The organism is Synechococcus sp. W60.1 (assembly GCF_047461575.1).
Taxonomy (GTDB): domain Bacteria; phylum Cyanobacteriota; class Cyanobacteriia; order Thermostichales; family Thermostichaceae; genus Thermostichus.
Genome location: NZ_JANSHL010000009.1, coordinates 24,393 through 43,863, shown reverse-complemented (window position 1 = coordinate 43,863; position 19,471 = coordinate 24,393). Strand labels below are relative to the sequence as shown.

Annotated in this window: 23 protein-coding genes and 1 riboswitch; of the genes, 13 read left to right on the top strand and 10 right to left on the bottom strand. The window is 58.7% G+C overall.

All coding sequences use genetic code 11. The features are described from left to right. Positions 1 to 25: 25 nt before the first annotated feature. Positions 26 to 850 (top strand): tetratricopeptide repeat protein, encoded by an 825-nt coding sequence (locus NW805_RS09215; protein ID WP_414422321.1) that lies wholly within the window; start codon positions 26 to 28, stop codon positions 848 to 850. A gap of 86 nt (positions 851 to 936) precedes the next feature. On the opposite strand, the gene NW805_RS09210 is transcribed toward NW805_RS09215, so the two are convergent. Then, positions 937 to 1,284, bottom strand: coding sequence for an STAS domain-containing protein (locus NW805_RS09210; RefSeq protein WP_414422320.1), 348 nt, complete (start codon positions 1,282 to 1,284; stop codon positions 937 to 939). A 153-nt stretch (positions 1,285 to 1,437) separates the two neighbouring features. Here NW805_RS09210 and NW805_RS09205 point away from each other — a divergent pair, with 153 nt between their 5' ends. After that, on the top strand, positions 1,438 to 2,619 hold the full coding sequence (locus tag NW805_RS09205) for a glycosyltransferase (RefSeq protein ID WP_414422319.1): 1,182 nt from the start codon (positions 1,438 to 1,440) through the stop codon (positions 2,617 to 2,619). 8 nt (positions 2,620 to 2,627) lie between these two features. Here NW805_RS09205 and NW805_RS09200 read toward each other — a convergent pair whose 3' ends face one another. Then, entirely contained in the window at positions 2,628 to 3,401 is a 774-nt protein-coding gene (locus NW805_RS09200) for a Uma2 family endonuclease (RefSeq protein ID WP_414382505.1), read from the bottom strand. Between the two features lie 207 nt (positions 3,402 to 3,608). Between NW805_RS09200 and NW805_RS09195 the strand changes: the two genes are divergently transcribed. Continuing rightward, the gene (locus tag NW805_RS09195; RefSeq protein ID WP_414422318.1) at positions 3,609 to 4,301 is read left to right on the top strand and encodes a response regulator transcription factor; all 693 of its coding nucleotides are present in this window, start codon (positions 3,609 to 3,611) and stop codon (positions 4,299 to 4,301) included. Positions 4,302 to 4,364: 63 nt separating this feature from the next. On the opposite strand, the gene NW805_RS09190 is transcribed toward NW805_RS09195, so the two are convergent. Continuing rightward, positions 4,365 to 4,514: a hypothetical protein gene (locus NW805_RS09190; protein ID WP_187147255.1), complete on the bottom strand. Its 150-nt coding sequence runs from the start codon at positions 4,512 to 4,514 to the stop codon at positions 4,365 to 4,367. Between the two features lie 539 nt (positions 4,515 to 5,053). Between NW805_RS09190 and NW805_RS09185 the strand changes: the two genes are divergently transcribed. After that, positions 5,054 to 6,217 (top strand): E3 ubiquitin ligase family protein, encoded by a 1,164-nt coding sequence (locus tag NW805_RS09185; RefSeq protein ID WP_414422317.1) that lies wholly within the window; start codon positions 5,054 to 5,056, stop codon positions 6,215 to 6,217. A gap of 33 nt (positions 6,218 to 6,250) precedes the next feature. On the opposite strand, the gene NW805_RS09180 is transcribed toward NW805_RS09185, so the two are convergent. After that, entirely contained in the window at positions 6,251 to 6,805 is a 555-nt protein-coding gene (locus NW805_RS09180; RefSeq protein ID WP_011431843.1) for a DUF4079 domain-containing protein, read from the bottom strand. 239 nt (positions 6,806 to 7,044) lie between these two features. On the opposite strand from NW805_RS09180, the gene NW805_RS09175 reads away from it, so the two are divergent. From NW805_RS09175 to NW805_RS09145, 7 genes are all read left to right on the top strand, one after another. After that, positions 7,045 to 7,536, top strand: a complete 492-nt coding sequence (locus NW805_RS09175; RefSeq protein WP_414422316.1) for a phycobilisome linker polypeptide — start codon at positions 7,045 to 7,047, stop codon at positions 7,534 to 7,536. A 266-nt stretch (positions 7,537 to 7,802) separates the two neighbouring features. Continuing rightward, complete coding sequence (locus tag NW805_RS09170) at positions 7,803 to 7,976, top strand: hypothetical protein (RefSeq protein ID WP_414422315.1); 174 nt, start codon at positions 7,803 to 7,805, stop codon at positions 7,974 to 7,976. A 41-nt stretch (positions 7,977 to 8,017) separates the two neighbouring features. Then, positions 8,018 to 10,204: a polysaccharide deacetylase family protein gene (locus tag NW805_RS09165; RefSeq protein ID WP_414422314.1), complete on the top strand. Its 2,187-nt coding sequence runs from the start codon at positions 8,018 to 8,020 to the stop codon at positions 10,202 to 10,204. Between the two features lie 131 nt (positions 10,205 to 10,335). Next, the gene (locus NW805_RS09160; RefSeq protein WP_414331484.1) at positions 10,336 to 10,608 is read left to right on the top strand and encodes a hypothetical protein; all 273 of its coding nucleotides are present in this window, start codon (positions 10,336 to 10,338) and stop codon (positions 10,606 to 10,608) included. Between the two features lie 74 nt (positions 10,609 to 10,682). After that, a complete protein-coding gene (gene hisIE, locus NW805_RS09155) occupies positions 10,683 to 11,378 on the top strand; it encodes a bifunctional phosphoribosyl-AMP cyclohydrolase/phosphoribosyl-ATP diphosphatase HisIE (RefSeq protein WP_414422313.1) in 696 nt (231 codons plus the stop codon). Continuing rightward, on the top strand, positions 11,338 to 12,027 hold the full coding sequence (locus tag NW805_RS09150; RefSeq protein ID WP_414422312.1) for a DUF1997 domain-containing protein: 690 nt from the start codon (positions 11,338 to 11,340) through the stop codon (positions 12,025 to 12,027). The genes hisIE and NW805_RS09150 overlap by 41 nt, the downstream gene beginning before the upstream one ends. 46 nt (positions 12,028 to 12,073) lie before the next feature. After that, positions 12,074 to 12,178, top strand: a riboswitch (Fluoride riboswitch). Between the two features lie 25 nt (positions 12,179 to 12,203). Then, positions 12,204 to 13,922 (top strand): cation:proton antiporter, encoded by a 1,719-nt coding sequence (locus NW805_RS09145; RefSeq protein ID WP_414422311.1) that lies wholly within the window; start codon positions 12,204 to 12,206, stop codon positions 13,920 to 13,922. Positions 13,923 to 13,925: 3 nt separating this feature from the next. On the opposite strand, the gene NW805_RS09140 is transcribed toward NW805_RS09145, so the two are convergent. Beyond that, positions 13,926 to 14,462, bottom strand: a complete 537-nt coding sequence (locus NW805_RS09140; protein ID WP_414382525.1) for a hypothetical protein — start codon at positions 14,460 to 14,462, stop codon at positions 13,926 to 13,928. Positions 14,463 to 14,691: 229 nt separating this feature from the next. Between NW805_RS09140 and NW805_RS09135 the strand changes: the two genes are divergently transcribed. Beyond that, a complete protein-coding gene (locus tag NW805_RS09135) occupies positions 14,692 to 15,876 on the top strand; it encodes an MFS transporter (RefSeq protein ID WP_414422310.1) in 1,185 nt (394 codons plus the stop codon). Here the strand turns inward: NW805_RS09135 and NW805_RS09130 are convergent. The 5 genes from NW805_RS09130 to NW805_RS09110 form a co-directional block, all read right to left on the bottom strand. Continuing rightward, on the bottom strand, positions 15,833 to 16,909 hold the full coding sequence (locus NW805_RS09130; protein ID WP_414422309.1) for an EAL domain-containing protein: 1,077 nt from the start codon (positions 16,907 to 16,909) through the stop codon (positions 15,833 to 15,835). The two genes, NW805_RS09135 and NW805_RS09130, sit on opposite strands and share 44 nt — an antisense overlap. An 81-nt stretch (positions 16,910 to 16,990) precedes the next feature. Then, the gene (gene gloB / locus NW805_RS09125; RefSeq protein ID WP_414422308.1) at positions 16,991 to 17,749 is read right to left on the bottom strand and encodes a hydroxyacylglutathione hydrolase; all 759 of its coding nucleotides are present in this window, start codon (positions 17,747 to 17,749) and stop codon (positions 16,991 to 16,993) included. Between the two features lie 7 nt (positions 17,750 to 17,756). After that, positions 17,757 to 18,020 carry a DUF3143 domain-containing protein gene (locus NW805_RS09120; RefSeq protein WP_011431822.1) on the bottom strand — a complete coding sequence of 88 codons (264 nt, stop codon included), beginning with the start codon at positions 18,018 to 18,020 and terminating at the stop codon, positions 17,757 to 17,759. 127 nt (positions 18,021 to 18,147) lie between these two features. Then, on the bottom strand, positions 18,148 to 18,564 hold the full coding sequence (locus NW805_RS09115; RefSeq protein ID WP_414382534.1) for a J domain-containing protein: 417 nt from the start codon (positions 18,562 to 18,564) through the stop codon (positions 18,148 to 18,150). Positions 18,565 to 18,675: 111 nt separating this feature from the next. Further along, on the bottom strand, positions 18,676 to 18,855 hold the full coding sequence (locus NW805_RS09110; RefSeq protein WP_011431820.1) for a 50S ribosomal protein L32: 180 nt from the start codon (positions 18,853 to 18,855) through the stop codon (positions 18,676 to 18,678). A 228-nt stretch (positions 18,856 to 19,083) separates the two neighbouring features. Here NW805_RS09110 and NW805_RS09105 point away from each other — a divergent pair. Then, a partial coding sequence (locus NW805_RS09105) for an RNA-guided endonuclease InsQ/TnpB family protein (RefSeq protein WP_414422307.1) occupies positions 19,084 to 19,471 on the top strand: 388 nt, incomplete at its 3' end.

The following is a 19,471-nucleotide window of genomic DNA, read 5'->3' as shown; positions in this document are numbered from 1 at the left end:
GAGGAGTCTTCTGCGCGAGCCCTTTATGCCTCAGTCCAAACCCCAAGAATCCCCAGCCCGCAAGCTCCTCAACATTTTGCTGCTGGTGGTGGGCACGGTAACTTTCTTGGGCTTCTCCTTTGGCCCGCTATTCCAGGCCCTCGGGCCTTCCGAATCCCCAGAGGCCAGCTTGGTAACCGAGCAACTGCGGGCCCAGGCAGACGGCTATCGCGTCGTGCTGGAGCGGGAGCCGGATAACCCCATTGCCCTGCGGGGGTTGATCGACACCCAACTGCAGCTCAACGAGCCGCAAGGGGCAATCGAGCCGCTGAAGAAGCTGGTGGAACTGGAGCCCGAAAATCGGCAACTGAGAGCCTTTTTGGCCGAAATCCAGCAGGATACGGGGGATTTTGAAGGGGCATTAGAACAGCTCCAGATCCTTTACGAGGGGGATCCCAAAGATGGGCAAGTGCTACAACAGTTGGTGGATGTGCAGCTAACCCTGGGCCGCACCTCTGAGGCCATTGCCCTACTGGAGAAGCATCTTGAAGAAGTGCCGGAAGATAATGATGTACGTTTGCGCTTGGCCTTTGTCTACGCCCGCAACAACCAGACTGAGAAAGCTGTAGTCCTCTACGACAAGTTGATTGCGGCGGATCCCAGTGATTTCACTCCCGTGCTCGGCAAAGCCATAGTCCTCAGCTCTGCCACCGATGAAAACCTACGGGCAAAAGCGCCTGAGCTGTTTGAGCAAGCAGCCCGGCTGGCCCCGCCCCAAGTTCGGGAGCAAATCCAGCAGCAAGCAGAGATTTATGCTCAGGTGAACCGGCCCCAGACGGTCGAGAGGCAAAACGATAACCCCACTCCCTGAGCGGGTTTTCAACCTCTGGGCTAATCCCGGGGTTGGTAGGATCCTGTTGGTACCATGGCAGTTCTGAGTCGACCCAATAGAAAGAGCTACGGAAAAGACTCAAGCGCCTTTTCTACAGAGGGGTAGATCTCGTAAATGGCATCCAAGCCGGTGATGGAGAAGAGCAGCTTGACCTGCTCCTGCAGGCTGCAGAACTTGAGTTGATAGCCTAAAGTGCGGCAATGGCGATGCGCCCAAACCAGAACCGACAACCCCATGCTGTCGATCAGGCTAACCTGACTAAGATCCAACAAGAAATGCCCCGGTTTCTCGGTGAGAATTTGGCTTAGCTCTTTCCGTACATCGCGGGCAATGGCGGCGCTGAGCTTTTCATCAAGCAATCTCACAACTGTAACAGGGGATCCCTTGTGGCTGAGCTGGATGAAGACATCCATGAAAAGCCCGTCAGGTTTGAGGGGGGATGGGCACAGGCACGATGCAACCAGACTGATTTTGAATTGCTAAATCACCATGGGTATGAGTTTGTCCTCCCTGGGCTTCTCTTGCAAGCATTCTTGGACACTTTTCCCTTACAGGTTAGAACTGGCATGAACGGGATCCCTGCCTGGGCTGGAGATGCTGCCGCCCTGAGTCTATTGGTTATGCAAGTGCCGATGCTGGCGGTGCTGCTGGCGCGGCTGCTGCCCTCTTTGCGGCGCCCTTCCCCTCTGCCTCCCGGTCAGCCTGGGATCCCTTTGCAGCCGGGCTTGGTCAGCGTGTTGCTGCCCACCCTCAACGAAGCCGAGCGCATCGATCCCTGCCTGGAAGGATTGCACCAACAGAGCTCCGTCCTGCGGGAGGTGCTGGTGGTGGACAGCCGCTCTCAAGATGGCACCCCCGAAAAAGTGCTGCAGATGGCCAAGCGGGATCCGCGCTTCCGTCTGGTAACCGACGATCCCTTGCCCAACGGATGGGTGGGCCGCCCCTGGGCCTTGCACTATGGATTTCTCCAGTCGGATCCGGCCTCTGAGTGGATCCTGGGCATTGATGCCGATACCCGTCCCCAGCCAGGATTGGTGGAGCGCCTGCTGGAAACCGCCCAGGCCCAAAGGCTCGACCTGATCACCCTGGCACCGCAGTTTATCCTGCAGCACTGGGGGGAAGGCTGGCTGCAGCCGGCTCTTTTGGTGACCCTGATCTATCGCTATGGGGCAGCCGGAGACAGGGCTACCCTGCCAGAACGGACGATGGCCAATGGGCAATGTATGCTGGTGCGCCGGTCGGTGCTGGAAGCCATGAACGGCTACACGCTGGCGCGGGCCTCCTTCTGTGACGATGTCACCTTGGTGCGGCAGATTGCGGCAGCCGGCTTTAAAGTAGCTTTTTACGACGGTCGGCACCTGCTCAAGGTGCGCATGTACACTTCTTTTGGCGAAACTTGGCGAGAGTGGGGCCGATCCCTCGATTTGAAAGATGCCACCCCTGTGGCCCAGTTGTGGGGGGATATAGCTCTCCTCGTCCTCACCCAAGGGATCCCTGGGCCGGTGGTTGTAGGGCTGTTGGGCAAAGCCGGGATGGGGTTTCCCTTTTCCCTGACGGAGCAGGTGCTGCTGGGGCTTAACCTAGGCTTACTGATTCTGCGCTTAGGTGTACTGCTGGGCATTCGCGGCTCCTATCAGGATCCCCCTTGGACGTTCTGGATGTCGCCTCTGGCGGATCCCTTGGCCGTTCTGCGGATAATCCTATCTGCCCTCAGCCGGCCCCGCTCTTGGCGCGGGCGCACCTACTAGGAGAGCCCTCAATCGGCTATTGCCTCGGGATCCACGCCCAACTCCCGCAATTTCGCGGCTAGGCGCTGCTGTTCCAGACGGGCCTGTTCGAGGGCTGCTTCTGCCGCTTCGGCCCGCTGCCGCTCCTGCTCTACCTGTTCGATTCCCCATAGGAGCAAATTCCCATCGGCAGTCCACCACCGCAACCAGTTGGCTTTGGTCTCGGCTTTTTGTCCCCGCCACACCCCCAAAAACAAGCCAATCTCCGGGATCCAGTAGCGACGGTTTTCATCCGCCGATACAGGGGTATAGCGGCCATTCTCCAGGCGGTAGACATCCAGCTCACCGGTTTTGGGATGAAAGATTACATAGACAGGCACCTGCAAAATGCGCTCGTAGAAATACCATTTTCCATAGGGATAGTGGGGATTGATGGAGTACTCGCCGCCCTCGGTTTCGGAGATGAATTCCATCACAATCGCCGGGGGATTCCCTTCTAAGTGTGGGGTATAGCTGCGGCGGATCTCTCCTTCGGGAATCGGCTGTACTGCGGGCACATAAACCCAGTCGGGGGCTTTCACCACCACCTTGTCCCCGACAGTGCTGCAAAGGCCAAAGTTGGAGGCGATCAAAGCCTGGGCAGGGATCCTCTGAGCAAGTTCCAATGCCTCACGCAGAGCAGCAGCCAAAAGGGGCTGTAAGGTGCTTTCCACAGGCTCATCCGGCAAGGGAAAGTCTTCCGGCAGTTTTTCCCATCGAATGGGAGGTAGGGGCGGGGTGAGCCGAACAGGAGAGAGGGTCATGGCTTAGGATACTCATGGTGATAAGGTACATGAATGCCTTTTGAATAACTCAAAGCACTTGCTGATATCAACCCCAGGCAATTCCACAAGGCTGTTGCAGGCTAGGACGGATTCAGTCATCTCGACTGCCAATCCATACGGTTGAGATATGCTTGGGGGCAATGAGCAAGTTTTTCGGCGTCTTCCTTGGATTCAGCAAGAGAGCGTATGCCAGAGCCTGAACCCTCTTCTGCCCACATCCTGGTGATCGAAGATGAAGCTAAGCTGGCTCGTTTTGTGGAAACGGAGCTGACCTGTGAGGGATATCGAGTCAGCGTAGCCAGCGATGGCATGGCCGGGTTGAGGGCAGCCTGCGACCAAAACCCCGACTTGGTGCTGTTGGACTGGATGTTGCCCGGCATCTCAGGTTTGGAAATTTGTCGGCGACTGCGCTCAACGGGCAACCGCGTGCCCGTGGTGCTGATGACCGCCAGAGATGAGGTGGCGGATCGGGCAGCAAGCTTGGACGCTGGGGCGGATGACTACGTGGTCAAGCCTTTCAGCATTCAGGATCTGCTGGCTCGGATACGGATCTATTTGCGGCAGCCAAAGCGATCCCGCGACGGCCAGTTGGTGTTCATGGACCTGACCCTGGATCCCGTAACGCGGGAGGTAACCCGGGGAGAGCGACAGGTGGAGCTGACGGCCAAAGAATACGACCTGTTGCGCTACTTGATGGAACACCCCCGTCAGGTGCTCACCCGCCAACAGATCTTAGAGCATGTGTGGGGCTGCGACTTCACGGGCGACTCCAATATCATCGAGGTCTATATTCGCTACTTGCGCCTCAAGATCGAAGGCCCAGGGGAGAAGCGCCTTATCCAGACGGTGCGCGGGGTAGGCTACGTGTTGCGCGATTGACATGCCCCCCGCCCCAAAGAGCAAGGATTCTGGTTCCTGGTTCTGCGACAGCACTTAGCTGTATCAGGTTTCCCCTCCACGACGGCGGTGCCTATCTCCCCAGTCGTTCCCCCAAGCGCTCCGCGCCGCTAGCGTGAAAGACTTGGCCAAGTGGTGATTTCTCACCAAGTTCTGCACCTGCAAGTCCTCATAAACCACAATGTCGTGAGACATTCCCACACACTGGGCTAGCTCAATAACCCGGTCTCTACGCTGGCGCCAGACTTTGATTTGGTTGAAGTGTACCTCGCCAAGCCGCTTCCTCTACTTGTGGTAGTTGCTGTATTGAGGTTTTACCCCCTTCCTATTCACGCCAGCGGGCCGTGGGCCTAACTTTCTGCTCAGTCTTCTTTGCTGTTGCTTCAATCTCCTTTCGGCACGACGCAAAAACTGGAGACACGGCACAGCTTGCCCACTGCTGTCGCCCACATCCAGCCCCACCACCTGGCCGGTGTACTCTGTCATCCAAGGCTTGGTACTGCGCTGGAGTGGCGTTGAGGAGTTTGGCTTCTCTGACCAGCGTGGGTGTATCTTATCGCAGGTCTAACAGGGCAAAAGCCGTCCTGGAAGGGCGGGGCTTCAGGCCTAGCTTCTTGGTAAAGTTTGGAACTGCCCGCATTCGGGATTGCCTTAAACTTCTCTTAAATCCTGTTTCACAGGTAACTGCTAGCATGAGGCCAACTTCACCCCCACCCCCGGAAAGGAAGGCCTTTATGAACTGGCTGATGCTGCTTGGTCTGCTTTGTCTTCCTGCCTCTCTGTTTTCGTTTGTTGAGTATTTGCGCTCCCAAAGGTTGGTTCAACAGCTCTCTGCAACTCGGTTGCTCAAGATAGCCGAGCTTCGCCATCTCGGTCAGACCAACCCCCAGGCAAAAGGAGCAAACTTGGCTCAAGTTTACGGCAGGGTTGTGTGCGATCGGCCTTTGGTATCGGAACTTTCGCGACAGCCTTGCGTCTACTACAAGTCTGAGATCTCTTGGGAGTATGACGAGATCGAATGCTATCGAAGGTATTTGAATAGCCAAGGCGATGTAGCGTATAGCGAACGGATCAGCGAAGGCGAATATCAGAACGCTCTACGCTTGGGATCCCGAGCAAAATCCTATCCGGGGGAGATGGTCGGGAAAAAGCCCGGCTTGGGCTACTCTGACTCCGGTTCTTTTCAGAAAAGGGTTGATCCCGACTACTCTAATTCTTTTCCACAAAAGCCCAACCCTGGCTACCCCGGTTCCGGTTCTTTCCAGAAAAAGCCTGGTTACCCCGACTACCCCCAGCAGCTTGGCTCTCCAGGCTATCCTCAAAAATCGCCGTTTTCCGAAGTAAGCTCTCCCCAAAAACACTACGCCAACGTGTATTACGATCCGAGCACAGGTCGGGAATATCTCCTTGAAAGAGAGACGAGAACGAGAGACGAAACCCTTCACTCGGTGGTTCGCCAGATCCCTTTTTTCATCGAAGACGAAACTGGAAGGGTGAGGGTGGATCCCACAGGTGCGGAGATAGAGGCTATGTCGGTTGTGGATGAGCATATTTTTCCAGGAAAAGGGCCCAGCCGGTTCAACTTCAATCTCAAGCGCTACCTTTCCGGAGTGAGAACAGAAAATCGCTCCACCCGAGCTTTTATCTATAAGGAATGGGTGATTCCGGTGGATGCGATGGCGTTTACCATGGGGCAGGTGCGTTTTGAGGCAGGGGATCCCGTGATCCGAAAACCCCTTTCTGGGGAAAGGTTTATGATTGCCCCCAAATCCCCTGAAGCCCTCTTGGAAGAGCAGCGCTCCAATGCCAGCAGCTACCTGGTGGGATCCGTCGTCCTGCTGGGTATCGGCATTTTCACCGTGCTCCACCTGCTGCAATCCCTGCAGCCTTATCGCTAGTTCCTGCCCAGGCAGAGGGAAGCCTACTGCCACTCACAACGACAAACCCAGCTTGAGCCCAAGCAGGGCATGGGCAAACAGTACACATAGAATGAGGCTGCCCACATAGGCATGGGTGGTGCGCAAAGCAGCGCGGTTGCCCCCAAAGCCGCTGAGGGACAAAGCTCCATTCACCGCCAACAACAGCAACACCAGGGATCCCGTCCAAAAATGGGGGCTGCTCAACAGGGGCTTCCCTTGCATCACCAGAGAAAGAAGGCCGCCAGTGTAGCCCAAGGCAATGAAGGTGGCCATCCAGGGGGCCAATTTGCGGTGGTCAAGCAGAGGCTTCTGGGCCGCTTCCGGCAGGGATCCCTCTGGCGCTGTGGAGGCGGCTGCCAGACGCAAGGCCCGTCCTCGCCACCCAGTCAGGCCGACAAAGCTGCCCATCACCACCACCACGATCCCCATCATCAAGGGGTGACCCCATTGCACAATGGGTTGGGGCAAGTTAAGGCCGGCAAAAAACTGGGCTACGGGCTGCAAGGTGGCGGCTAACCCATCCGAAGCTGCCGACAGATCCGGCAAGGCCAAGCTCAACAGGTTCATGGCGCTCCCTCTACCTCCGCAATAAATCTACAGCTGCTTAACAAATCTACAACACCCCAATTCTAGAATGGGAGGACATCAGTGATCTCCCTCAATTCGTTGAAGGGAGGACGTCAGCTGACCCATGCCAGCGGGAAGCTTCTGGTGGGCACCTGGCAGCGGTAGAATGTCTGACGGTAAAGCTGTGGCTGTGAGCGGCTCTCTCGCCACTGAGTGCTGAGCAAAACGGAGTTGTTGAGATGGCCAAGTTGTTGTTGGGGGATCAAGCCTTTGAGGTCGAGCTGCTGACGGATGTGCCCACCAATTGGCCGGGAATTAAAGTCATGTCTAAGGGGGCCAAGCTGGATATTCCAGCGGGAACTGTGGTGAAGGTGGAGGTCGAGGATGACCACATAGCCGGCTCCTATAAGGTGGTCTATCGTTTGGCGCCTGCCTATCCCCGCAGCTGGCGGCTACTCCTGGAGCGGGAGAGCGTCGCCACGGCGCCTCAGGTGGCATCGGCTCCAGAACCAGAGGTTGCTCAGGCCAGCAGCTCAGAAGGAGGGCTGCCCAATAGCGATAAAATCTTCGCCATCAAGGTATCCGGCCTCGTGGGAGGAGGTGTGCGCAGAAGTGTTGTCGAGTACAAAGTGCCCTTCAGCCGCCTTTCCCAAGAAGTGAAACGGATCACCCAAATGGGAGGCAAGATCGTCAGCATTGCCGAGTCCAATCTGCTAAGCACCCTTGAGTAGCGGGCGGCTTCCTGGGAGGTTCTGGGTTCTTTCAGGCCACCCGTCCAGGCCGTTCTGGTTCAAACAATTTCAACGAGGGATCCCTGTAGAAAGCATGCGGCGACTTCTCCCCTATCCCCAACCTGAGGATGGGGTGGTAGGCTGGCGTTGGTTTTGCCGTTGCCTGGAAGGCTGCCTTTTCCTGCTGTCCTGGGGGTGGGCTTTGGGTAGGAAAAGGCGTTCCGGCGAGGGCTGAGCTTTTGCAATTGGGAGTGGGGAGTGAGGCCATGACATCTCGACGACAGCCGACGCGCTTGGGAGGGTCGATGCCCCAGGCCCTGCAGGCTTTGGGTCAGCAAGGGGATCCCAGCCGTACCCCTCGCCCACTCCACGACAAAGCTTTTCCTCTTCCTCTCGACGTCCGCTGGCCAAGTCTCGACCGAGGTTACTCCCCTTCTTAAGCTTGCTGGTGATCCTGCTGGGATTTGGGGCTGGGGCCCTGGTGGCCTGGGCAACTGCTCATCCCGACTGGGTCAGCCGCCTGCCGGGGCTCTCGCCACCTCTAGCGGAGATCCCTGCCCCCCGCGCCCACGCTAAAGCGGCTCAACAGCGCTTGCCCATCTCCTTAGAGACCCAACTGGAGCGGGATCCCTTTGCTTTGGATCCCTTGGCCAGCCTTTCTTATGTGCCCGCCATCATGTATCACGATGTGGTGGCTGGCCGCAAGCAGGTCTGGTTCGACACTACGGCGGCGGAGCTGCGGCAACACTTTGAGGCCATTAAGCAGGCGGGGTTGACCCCCATCCACATCGACCAACTGTACAAACACCTGCGGGACGGGGATCCCTTGCCCGAAAAAGCCATTTTGCTCACTTTTGACGACGCCTACCTGGGCCTGTACGAGAACGCCTACCCCCTTTTGAAGGAGTACAACTACCCCGCCACCTACTTTGTGCAAACCGGCTTTGTCGGCGTGCCCACCAGCAAGGATCACTTCACCTGGGATCAAATGCGGGAGATGGATGCCAGCGGGCTGATTGACTTTGCCGCCCATACCGTCAACCATCCTCCTGATCTTCGGGTGCTAGACGATGCCCGTCTGCGGCGGGAAGTGTTCGACTGCAAGACCAAGCTGGAGCAGGAGCTGGGCCACCCCATCCACTACTTTGCCTATCCCGAAGGCAACCGGGACGAGCGGGTGAAGCAATACCTGGCCGATGCCGGTTACCGGATGTCTTTTACGATGGATCCCGGTTTTACAGGACAATCGCCCAACTTGCTGGAGGTGCGACGCTTTAACCAGTTTCGCATCACCGAGGCCATCATTGGCGCCCGCACCTTTAGCCTCAGCCGCAGCCTCGACTACTGGCTGGATGTGACGCAGCCTCTGGCTCTGACCGACGAGATCATTGACGGGGTGCGGGTGCTCACCATCCGCGGCGGACGGGCAGCCACAGTGCACGCAGAACGGCGCTACGAAGTCAGGACGTTGGTCCAGCGCTACCAGGCCGATGCTGGCATTAACGGCAGCTTCTTCTCCATCCCCTGGATCAACTCCGCCAGCAACGTCATGGTGGGGCCGGTGATGGCTGCCAACCACAAGACCTTCATCCCCGGTCGCCCCGAAGACGACAAGGTGGTGCGCGGTCGCCCCTTGGTGCTGCTGGGCAGGGATCGCCTCCGCTTTGTGCCCTTTGATCCCGACACCATGACCCACTTGGAGAACATCCGCCAGTTGATGCCGGATGTCACAGATCTGTTTGTGGCCGGTCTGTGGCTGGTTAAGGATGGTCATGCCCTCTCTCCGGCGGAGATCAACTCGTTCCGCCTTGCCAGCGCTGCTGAGTTTCGCCCCAGAGCTTTCTTTGGGGTAGATGACCAGGAGCGGGTGGTGATCGGAGTTACCAAAACCCACGTCAACGCCGCCATCCTGGCCAGTCTGCTGCCCAAAACCGGGATCCGGGAAGCCGTGCTGCTGGACTCTGGCTTTAGCACGTCGCTGGTCTACCAGGGGCAGATCTTGGGCACGGGCCATGCTGCTCCCCATCAGCCTAGCCGTCCTGTGCCCCATGCCATCTTGCTCTACGACCTGACTCGCCTTTGGCGGGAGGATCCCCATCCCGAGGCCAAGGCTGGCTCTGAGGGAGATCGGCTGGAGGGGCTGGTGCAACTTTTGCCCGGCAGCGAGCAAGAGGCGGCCAAAGCCCAACTCAAGAGCATTCTGGCCGGCCAACGCACGTTGAGGCGGGGGGATCGGGGGGCAGCGGTGGTAGCTGTGCAACTGGGGTTGAGCCGTTTGGCCGCTCAGCAGGGACGGCTGGATCTGCTCCCCTCTGGCCCCGATGGGGTGTATGGTCAAGAGGTGGCCCAGGCAATGGCGGAATTGGTGCTAAAAGAGCCCAGCGATGGGTCAGAACCTGTTGCTGAGGGATCCCTTCCTCAAGCCACCCCCACCCCCCTGGTGGCCGGAACGGCGACATCCCCCCACAGCGTGGACATCCTCGATGCTCAACTGCTGCAGCGCCTGCTGGAGCGTGTCCACTGGACTCCTCCCTCGGTACTGGTGGATACGCGCTTGGAACGGTCAGCCTTGCTCCTAGAGCGCAAGCCGGAGCGTAAGCTGCTGCCCAGCGCTTCTGTCCAACCCCACACCGGTGCTCCCAGCCCGACCTCCGGGTTAAGTCGGTAATCTGCGATACAGCCATTCCGCAACAGAGGGTCTATCCCGGCCGAAGAAGTCCGGCTTGCCTCTAGCCCTGGGGGCTAAGTTTGCTGTTTACCCTGCCGGTGGTGCTTAGGAGAGGTGTGCTGAGGGAGGTCATGACATCTGCTGCTGAAGGGGGGGCCGAGAACCCTGGGGCGACCTGGGTAATGGAGAAGCGGATTCTCGGCAACCCGGCTGATCCCCTGCGGTCGGCTGCCCAGCTCGAGCCGGGCATGTGGGTACGGCTGTTGTATCCTCCTTCTGTTAAGGGGAGGCTGGGGATCGTCCTCACCCGTGAAAACCGCGACCGCTGGCTGGTGACTCTGGCCGGTGAGGGAGAAGAGGTGGTCCTGTCCCTGGCGGCACGGGAACTGGTACCCCTTGGCTGAGGTTGTCAAGGATATCTTGGCGAGGGCTGGTTCTGTTATCCTGCTCTCAATGCGGTTTTTCAGGTCGCTGCTCTATGGTTGCTGCTCTGGCCTTCAACCCTTCCTCGGATCCCCCTCGATCGCTTCTGCCCGAGGAGATCACCTGGCTGGGCAGCCTCAGCTACAACGAACAGGGCCTGATCCCGGCCATTGTGCAGGACTACCTGGATGGGACGGTGCTGATGGTGGCCTGGATGAACCGGGAGTCGCTGCAGAAAACTTTGGAAACGGGCCGCACCTGGTTCTGGAGCCGGTCTCGCCAGGCCCTGTGGCCTAAGGGGGAAACTTCCGGTCATGTGCAGTGGGTCAAGCAAATCCGCTACGACTGCGACGGCGACGCGCTGGTGATCTTGGTGGAGCAGGTGGGAGATGCGGCTTGCCACACGGGGGCGCGCAGTTGCTTCTTCCGCCCACTGCCAGGGGATCAAAGGGATCCCCTTCCAGCAGCCGATACCCTGTCGCAGGTGTTTGCTGTGGTGAAGGCCCGCCAGGCAGATCCCCGTCCCGACTCCTACACCAGCAGCTTGCTAGCCAAGGGGGAAAATGCCATTTTGAAGAAACTTGGCGAGGAGACGGCTGAGGTGGTGATGGCGGCTAAGGATCAAGACCGCGTGGCTTTGGCCCGTGAGATGGCCGACCTCTGGTACCACTGCCTCGTGGCCCTTGCTCACTATCAGGTAGATGTTAGGGATGTCTATCGCCAGCTCCAAGCCCGCCGTTCCGCCAAGTGAAAGGGCCATGTCCCCCGAAGGCGGTGCTCCCGCAGATCCCTCTCCGTCCTCTTGGGATCCCTCCCTGGACAAAGCCCACCTGGATTTACAAGCCGCGCGCTGTGGCCAAGTGGATCTGGAAACCGATCGGGAGACCTTGGCCCGTTACCTGAGAGGCCATGCCCAGTGGATCCAGCGGTGCTTCAGGCCATTGCAGGTGGAAGCTTTGTCTGCCGAGACTTACAGGTTGCAGTTTTTCCGCATGGGCGGGCTGGGGTTTGAGCTGGAGCCCAGTTTTGGGGTCAAGATCTGGCCGGATAAAGATTACCGGTTTTGTCTGACCTCGATTGAGTTGCCCGGCGATGAAGGAATGCCTTACCGGGTCAGCTGCCAAGCCGATTTCCAGCTGGAGGAGCTGCAGGGATCCCTGAAAGACCTGCCCACAACTCGTGTTCACTGGTCTCTTCATCTGGAGATTGGGCTGGCTTTGCCTAAGTTTTTGCAGGTTTTGCCCCGCAAGTTGGTTTGTCGAGTGGCCCGTCAAGTGGTGCAGCAGGTAACCCGCGGCCTCAGCGATCGCTTTACCGACAATGTCTGCCGGGATTTCTACCGCTCCATTGGCCGTCCAGATTGCCCCTATCGCCTAGTTGTTGTGGAAGAGAAAGCATGATACCCTGCAAGCGGGATCAGTTGCCGGTCGGCTTTTGAGCCTTGCTCCGGCAACCGGTGATGGAGTTCACCGCAACCGCCTCGCACCGATTCAGAATTCTTCTGGGATTGTTCTGACATCCAAGGCTGAGGCTGATGACTCCTACACTTCTGGGGGTATCCAGGGGGTAGGAGTTTTTGGCTTTGCGTCCGCACTCCCCAGAGGCTCTCCCCCCTGAGTTGCCCTTCAACACGGCAAGGAGAGAGGATCTGGTGATGCTGGGCAGTTGGCTGTGGATCTTGGTGATGGGCTTTTTTGTCGGCCAAATCGTGGGTCGGCTGGGGATGCCCCCTCTGTTGGGGATGATCCTCGTAGGGATCCTGCTGGGAGAGGTCTTGTCTCCCGAGGTGCTGGCAGCGGCGGGGGATCTGCGGGTGGTGGCGGTGATGATCATTTTGATGAAGGCGGGCCTGGGGCTGGATCGGGAGAAGCTGGTCCAGCAAGGGTCTGTAGCCCTGCGGCTGGGTTTTTTGCCGGCCGCCTGTGAGGCGGTGGCAGTGGCCCTGTTGAGCACTGGGATCCTGGGGTTAGACTGGCCTACCGGTTTGCTGCTGGGCTGTGTGATCGGGGCAGAGTCGCCGGCTGTGATCGTGCCGGGGATGTTGCGCCTCAAGAGTTTGGGCTGGGGAGTAACCAAAGGGATCCCGGATGCCATTTTGACCGGCAGCGCCCTTTCCGACGTACTGCTGTTGTTGGGGTTTAGCCTGCTGCTCAGCTTTTTGGGCCAAGGATCCGCCGCGAGCGTTCGCTTGGGAAGCCTGGAGCTGTCGCCGCTGCAGTGGCTGCCGTTCCAGGTGGTGATGGAGATCCTGCTGGGCATAGCCATAGGCTACCTGGGGGCGCGGGTTCTGGTGTCGCTGCTAACCCAACAAAACTGGACCCGCAACAGCGTCCAGGAAGCGCTGCTGGCTGCCTGTATGGCCCTGGGGCTGGTGCTGGCACCGCAGGTGTGGCCCTATTTTTCCGGCTATTTGGCGGTGATGGCCCTGGGGTTCTTTCTAATTGAGCTGGATGCCCCCTTGGCGCGGCGGCTGCGAGGTGGGTTCGATGCCCTCTGGACGGTGGCGGAGATCGTGTTGTTTGTGCTACTGGGAGCGTCGCTGGATCTGGGGGTGCTGGGATCCGTGTTTTGGCCGGGCTTGCTGCTCTTGACCTTGAGCCTGCTGCTGGGGCGGGGCTTAGGTTGGTGGCTTTCCACCCTGGGGAGCAACTGGACCTGGCGGGAGCGGCTGTTTTTGCTGCCGGGCAACATGGCTAAGGCGACGGTACAGGCGGCCATTGGTGGGATCCCCTTGGCCCAAGGGATCCCCGGTGGGGAGATCATTTTGGCCTTGGCGGCTTTGTCAATTCTGGTTACCGCTCCCCTGGGCGCTTGGCTGACCCAGGTTTGCGCCCCCCGGCTTTTGGAAAAAGGAGAGGTGGATCCCACCAAAGTGGGCAGCCAAGGCAAGGTGAGCTTTTTGGCAGCCGTGGATACCTCTCCTCTAGCCGAGGTGGTGTTGCGCAAGGCAGCCGATTTGGCGCGGCGGGTGGACGGGGAAGTGATTGTGCTGCATGTTACCGATGAGCTGCAGGGGAAAGGGGTGGAACAGTTGCGCCAGCTTGCCCAGCGCCTTTTGGCGGATATTCGCCACCAGTTCTGCCTGGCTTCCGGGCCCTTGGCGGAGACCATTGTAAACATAGCCCAGGAGCGGCAGGTTACCGACATAGTCATGGGCAAGCGGGGGCACCGCGGCTGGGAACAAGTGCTAGTGGGATCCACCTCCCAAGCCGTTCTGGAGACCAGCTCTATTCCTGTAATTCTGGTCGAATCTCCTCAAGGAAGTCCTGGGCAGGTCATTAGCCGACCAAAGTAGAGGTTATTTAGCTCTCCGAGGTATCCACCGGTTTTCGGCCAGGGTGAAGCACCTTTTTTCTTTCTTGGTAGGGCAACAACTGGGATCCTCGGGGCCATGGGCAAGCATATCTAAGCAGACCTCAGCCTTTCCTCCAGAGTCACGGGCAACTGAAACATTGTTAACTACAACCCCATCGCCGAGGTACACAGGCTCCAGGGGCGTAGGTTTTTTGCTGCCGCCCAACAGCCCAGATAAGGTTGTCCAGAAAGCATTCCCTCCTGTATTACTTAATGCAATCGCCACTACATCCTGAAGCCCATCGTTGTTAAGATCGGCAGGCGCTAGCTTTTCGAGGCTTACTCTTAGGAACCCTTCTTCGAGAGGGCTAGAGCCTCTCTGATACTGGCCATTTTGAAAACGAACTCGCTCAATATTTTCGGGTAAAGCAAATATGAGATACTCAGCGTTTAAGAATGCCTGCTGAGCAATAGCTATTGAAATCGGACAGATACCCAAGAGAAAACAGGCTAGCTTAAAAAGCACTCTTTTAGCGGCCATTGCTTCTCTCCTCTTACCAGAAGGACAGGGGAAGCTCGATTCTGTTCGAGGCAAACAAAGGAGAACAAGACCTGCTCAGCTCTAGGTTCTCCTGGGCCGGCAGTTGCTCCCGGCTAGATGAAGACTCTTCTGAAGCTCTCTTTGCCCTTACTCTTCTATCTATGGATTCTAGCCATGGACGTAACGAGCTGCTGCTGTTGATGCTTGTACTGAATCTATGGAGCCGGACATGATCCCTTCTGCCTGGCGCTTTATCCTCCTTCTGGGGATCGTCAGCTTGTGTGCCGATGCCACCTACGAAGGAGCCCGCAGCATTTCTGGAGCTTTTTTGGGATCCCTAGGGGCCAGCGGCACGGTGGTGGGCCTGGTGGCCGGCGGGGGGGAGCTATTGGCCTATGGCTTGCGGTTGGGGGTGGGCTATTGGAGCGACCAGCTGGGCAGGGATCCCTTGCACCGCAGTCGGGGGCACTGGCAGCTCACCACCTTGGGCTATGTCATCAACACGGCGGTGATCCCGGCTTTGGCCTGGGTGGGCAGTTGGCCTTGGGCCGCCGTGCTGCTCTTGGCCGAGCGGACCGGCAAAGGGATCCGCACCCCGCCGCGGGACGTGTTGCTTTCTCATGCAGCCCTGCAGGTGGGACGGGGCTTGGGGTTTGGCCTGCATGAGACCCTAGATCAAATTGGGGCAGTGGCAGGGCCGCTGCTGGTGGCAGCCATGCTAGGAGCGGGATATGGCTTCCGGGGCGCGTTTTTGGCCTTGGGGATCCCGGCAGCGGTGGGGCTGGCGGCTTTGGGGCTAGCGCAATGGCTGTATCCCAGTCCGCGCGACTTTGAGCCGGAGCCGGAGATGACTCCAGCAAAAGGCTTGCCCAAAGTTTTCTGGCTGTATCTTTTGGCAGCAGCCTGTGTGGCTATGGGGTTTGCGGATTTTCCCCTCATTGCCCTGCATCTGCAACAACAGTCAGGGAGCGATGGGGCAGGGATCCCTTTGCTCTATGCCCTGGCCATGGGGGTGGATGCCCTAGCAGCCCTGGGCTGTGGCTGGCTGTTTGACCGCGTGGGGCTGTGGAGCTTGCTGGGGGCAGTGGTGCTATCTGCCGGCTTTGCGCCTCTAGCCTTTTCCGGCACCTATGCTCTGACGGTGCTGGGCATGGTGCTCTGGGGCATTGGCTTGGGCGCTCAGGAATCGGTCATGAAGGCGGCAGTAGCCAGCATGGTGACCCCCCAGACGAGGGGCTTTGCCTTCGGCCTGTTTACCAGCGTCTACGGCCTGGCCTGGTTTTTGGGCAGCGCCCTGATGGGGGTGCTTTATGATTTCTCCCTTCCAGGTCTGGTAGCCTTCTCAGTGGCTGCTCAAGCTGTGGGAGCGGCTATCCTGCTGGCTGTAGCGGGACAGGCTGGGGCTGGGCAATGAAAAAGCCCTGCACCAGATCCACGCCGTGTTCGCAAACCCACTGTAGCTCCCCCGCAGTCTCGATCCCTTCCGCTAGCGTGGTGATCCCCAGGTCTTGGGCCAGCTCCAGCAGCTTTTGGGCAATCACCGCCTTGTAGGGATCCCCGTCCACCCCGCGAATGAGCTCTCCATCCAACTTGATCATGTCTGGCCGCAGCTGGTGCAGCAGGTTCAGGGATCCATAGCCAGCCCCCAAATCATCCAAAGCCACCCGAAAGCCTGCCTGCCGATAGAAGTGCAAAATCCGCTGCAAATGGTTCAAATCGGGGCTGCGGTCAGACTCATTGACCTCAAACACCACCCGCTGGGGCGGGATCCCGGCGCGGTTAATAGCCCAGACAGTATGGCACAGGCAAAAAGCCGGGTCGCAGATGGCAGTGGGGATGAAGTTGATAAAGAGATCCCCCTGCAAGTGGTGCTGCATGGCCGCGGCAATGGCCGTGCGGCGGGCGGCCAAGTCCAGCTGGTAGAGCAAATGGGCTTCCCGAGCCATAGCAAAGAGCAAACCCGCGTTGATCAACCGCCCTTCCTTGTCCAGTCCTCGCACCAGCGCCTCATGGCCCACCACAAAAGCGGGATCCCGCGCCTGGACAATGGGCTGAAAGTAGGTGGTGAGCCGGCTTTCTGCCAACACTTCCAGCAACAGCTCGGCCTGAGTGCGGTGGAACAACTCCTGCAACAACTCCACCCGGGCGCAATCCTGCCAACAGGGATCCCTATCTCCGGCCAAAAACAGAGCGCGGCTGGCCCGCATCTCCTGCTGCGAAAGAACCTCGGCCATTCCTTCTAGGGTTTTCTTGAGGGCCCCCTGGGCAATGGAAACCGCCAGGCCAAGGTTTTCCAAAAGTTGAACCGAAAGGGGGGCTGGGATCCCCTCCTTAGCCTCCAGAAGCCGCACCACCTTGCGCTGGGTGTGAGGGGTGGGCAGCCAGAGAAACAGACGCCCTGCCTCCTGCCAAAAGGTAGGCAGAGCCGGACACTCAGGACAAGACATAGGACTTTGGGGAATAGCTAGGCAGTCCCACCGACAGTATGCCCTCGCTCTCCCAGGAGAAAGCAAACTTTACAAACAGCGCTAGAACTGATCCTTCATACCGCGCAGGCGAGCGAAGACCCGCACCGGATCCTGGAGCCCGGTGGCAGCTTGCAGAGCCGGCTGATCCCAGCGCAAGAAGGGGTTGGTGCGTCGCTCCTCGCCCATAGTGCTGGGTACTGTTGGGGATCCCGATTGGCGCAGGGCAGCCACCTGCTGATAACGCGCCTGCAGGTCGGGGTTGTCTCCATCCACTGTCAGGGCAAACCTGAGATTGTTCAAGGTGTATTCGTGGGCACACCACACCCGTGTGGCTTCCGGCAACTGCCGCAGTTGATCCAGGGATCCCAGCATTTGTTCCGGGGTGCCTTCAAACAGCCGCCCGCATCCCCCGGCAAACAGGGTATCGCCACAGAAGAGATCCCCACTCTCGGAAAAGTAGTAGGCAATATGGCCGCGGGTATGGCCGGGCACAAACAGCACCTTTGCTAGCCGACCCGCAAACTCCACTGTTTCCCCTGCCTTGAGCTCCACCGTCTGGCCAGGGATCCGCCCCCGATCCACCTGGCTGCCATAGACTCTGGCACGGGGATAGCGCTCCAAAAGCTGTCGGTTGCCCCCCACGTGGTCGTGGTGGTGGTGGGTGTTGAAAATGGCCACCAACTCCGCCCCCAGCTCGGCCAGCTTTTCCAACACGGGCTCAGCCACTGCCGGATCCACCACGGCTGCTGTTGCAGTGTCGGGATTGTGGAGCAGGTAGATGTAGTTATCGCGCAGGGCAGGCAACTGGAGAACGCGCATGGCTCGGCTAACTCTCAAAAATGGCCTGTTCTACGTCTTGCCGGCTGAGGGAATAGGGAAAAGATAAAGTTTTCGTGTTGCCGTCTGGGTAGGTGTATCGCACCCAAATGCTGGTTTCTTCCAGGCGCAAAATGGCTTTCCAGCCAGGCCGTTCGCAAAACCACTGCTCCACATCCTGCGGATCGCGGGTGCAGCCCTGATCCTCCAGCCAGCGTTCGATGGTGTGGAGCGGGTGATTGTACAGGGGCGTGGTTGCAGGAGGCAAAGGCATGGCGAGATTCAAGAAAAGCAATCAAACCCTAGAGTCAACGGGCTATGTTCATTCAAGCACTCCTGATCCAGAATCCGAAAACTCGATCCCAATGTCCTACCGAAGAGGGCAGGAAATGCTCGCAGAATCAGCTTGCCCCACTCTCTCGCAGCCAAGCGAGGACACCTGCCAGTAGCAAACACACGACTAGGGTGGATCCCATCAGCAGCAGGGCACACAGCTCGCCAGCCGAAAGTGGGCGGGTTTCCATACGCAGCTCTAGAGAATCGGCACCAAGGGATCCCGGCATGCCCAGAGATCCCGTGTTGGCGGTCACCGTCCGTAAGCTGGCATCGTAGATGGCCCGTTTCGCCGGGTTGCTAAGGACAAGGTAGGCCTCCTGCAACTCTTGGAAGCAGCGAATGGCCACTTCCGGAGCCAGGGGAGAAGTATCGGGATGGTAGCGCTTGCTCAATTGCCGGTAGGCCCGCCGGATGGCCTCAGGAGATGCCCCTGGAGACAGACCCAGCCGTTGGTAGTAGGTGAGGGAAGTCAAGGAGCGCATGCAACCTATGGAGGAGCAAGACTACAGGGGCAGCAAAACCGCTTTCAGGGGAGCACAGCTCTAGTCCAGTGTAATCACTCGCGCAGACACCGGGATCCCTGCAGCAAGCCTCTATTCTTCCTCATCCTCTTCAGACTTAGCTTTGGGATAGTAGAAACCGGTGTTGCGACCGCTGAGAATGGCGCGCCCAATGGTCATGGCTCGCTGGGCCTGGAGCTTAGCTTTGCCCAGCCAGACGGCGTAGCGCCTGCGACTGCGGGCTTTAGAAGTTTTCTTCTTAGGAACAGGCATGGCTTCGCACAAAAACACAGCCTTACTAGGCTAGCATTGAGGCTGCGCTGCCGATCCCAGCTTTATTCAGGCAAGTAGCCTATCAGTGGTTGGCCAAAAGGCGCGGCAAGCCCCGTCCTTCAGGGCAGGGAAGGATAGCGCCGACCGTAGCCGACGCCCTTTAAAAACGCAGTGCCGGCCATGTGAATATCGTTGTCATCACGCATAGGCCAAGAATACGATTGAGCGGTGCAACGACTTCAAGCCTTCAAGTACGAATTGCTGCCCAACGGCCAGCAGGAACGGCAGATGCGCCGCTTTGCTGGCTCCTGCCGGTTCGTCTACAACAAAGCACTGGCGTTGCAGAAGGAGCGTCACGAGCAAGGCCAGAAAAAGCTAGGCTATGCGGGCTTGTGCCAGCTGCTCACCGCGTGGCGCCACAGCGCAGATACGGCGTGGCTGGCGGATGCGCCGGTGCATCCGCTGCAACAGGCGCTCAAGGACTTGGAGCGCGCCTACAGCCACTTCTTCGCCCAACGCGCCGGCTTCCCGAAGTTCAAGAAAAAGGGCCGGTCGGACAGCTTCCGTTATCCCGCGCCCAAGCAAATCCAGCTGGACCAGGCCAACAGCCGCATCT

Bases quoted from the DNA above. Each gene is read 5' to 3' on its own strand.
- NW805_RS09185 (WP_414422317.1), top strand. From the start codon at position 5,054: ATGAACTGGCTGATGCTGCTTGGTCTGCTTTGTCTTCCTGCCTCTCTG.
- NW805_RS09200 (WP_414382505.1), bottom strand. From the start codon at position 3,401: ATGACCCTCTCTCCTGTTCGGCTCACCCCGCCCCTACCTCCCATTCGA.
- NW805_RS09170 (WP_414422315.1), top strand. From the start codon at position 7,803: ATGACATCTCGACGACAGCCGACGCGCTTGGGAGGGTCGATGCCCCAG.
- NW805_RS09210 (WP_414422320.1), bottom strand. From the start codon at position 1,284: ATGGATGTCTTCATCCAGCTCAGCCACAAGGGATCCCCTGTTACAGTT.
- NW805_RS09115 (WP_414382534.1), bottom strand. From the start codon at position 18,564: ATGCGCTCCTTGACTTCCCTCACCTACTACCAACGGCTGGGTCTGTCT.
- NW805_RS09110 (WP_011431820.1), bottom strand. From the start codon at position 18,855: ATGCCTGTTCCTAAGAAGAAAACTTCTAAAGCCCGCAGTCGCAGGCGC.
- NW805_RS09195 (WP_414422318.1), top strand. From the start codon at position 3,609: ATGCCAGAGCCTGAACCCTCTTCTGCCCACATCCTGGTGATCGAAGAT.
- NW805_RS09160 (WP_414331484.1), top strand. From the start codon at position 10,336: ATGACATCTGCTGCTGAAGGGGGGGCCGAGAACCCTGGGGCGACCTGG.
- NW805_RS09205 (WP_414422319.1), top strand. From the start codon at position 1,438: ATGAACGGGATCCCTGCCTGGGCTGGAGATGCTGCCGCCCTGAGTCTA.
- NW805_RS09215 (WP_414422321.1), top strand. From the start codon at position 26: ATGCCTCAGTCCAAACCCCAAGAATCCCCAGCCCGCAAGCTCCTCAAC.
- NW805_RS09190 (WP_187147255.1), bottom strand. From the start codon at position 4,514: ATGTCTCACGACATTGTGGTTTATGAGGACTTGCAGGTGCAGAACTTG.
- NW805_RS09120 (WP_011431822.1), bottom strand. From the start codon at position 18,020: ATGCCTTTGCCTCCTGCAACCACGCCCCTGTACAATCACCCGCTCCAC.
- hisIE (WP_414422313.1), top strand. From the start codon at position 10,683: ATGGTTGCTGCTCTGGCCTTCAACCCTTCCTCGGATCCCCCTCGATCG.
- NW805_RS09140 (WP_414382525.1), bottom strand. From the start codon at position 14,462: ATGGCCGCTAAAAGAGTGCTTTTTAAGCTAGCCTGTTTTCTCTTGGGT.
- NW805_RS09135 (WP_414422310.1), top strand. From the start codon at position 14,692: ATGATCCCTTCTGCCTGGCGCTTTATCCTCCTTCTGGGGATCGTCAGC.
- gloB (WP_414422308.1), bottom strand. From the start codon at position 17,749: ATGCGCGTTCTCCAGTTGCCTGCCCTGCGCGATAACTACATCTACCTG.
- NW805_RS09175 (WP_414422316.1), top strand. From the start codon at position 7,045: ATGGCCAAGTTGTTGTTGGGGGATCAAGCCTTTGAGGTCGAGCTGCTG.
- NW805_RS09150 (WP_414422312.1), top strand. From the start codon at position 11,338: ATGTCTATCGCCAGCTCCAAGCCCGCCGTTCCGCCAAGTGAAAGGGCC.
- NW805_RS09130 (WP_414422309.1), bottom strand. From the start codon at position 16,909: ATGTCTTGTCCTGAGTGTCCGGCTCTGCCTACCTTTTGGCAGGAGGCA.
- NW805_RS09180 (WP_011431843.1), bottom strand. From the start codon at position 6,805: ATGAACCTGTTGAGCTTGGCCTTGCCGGATCTGTCGGCAGCTTCGGAT.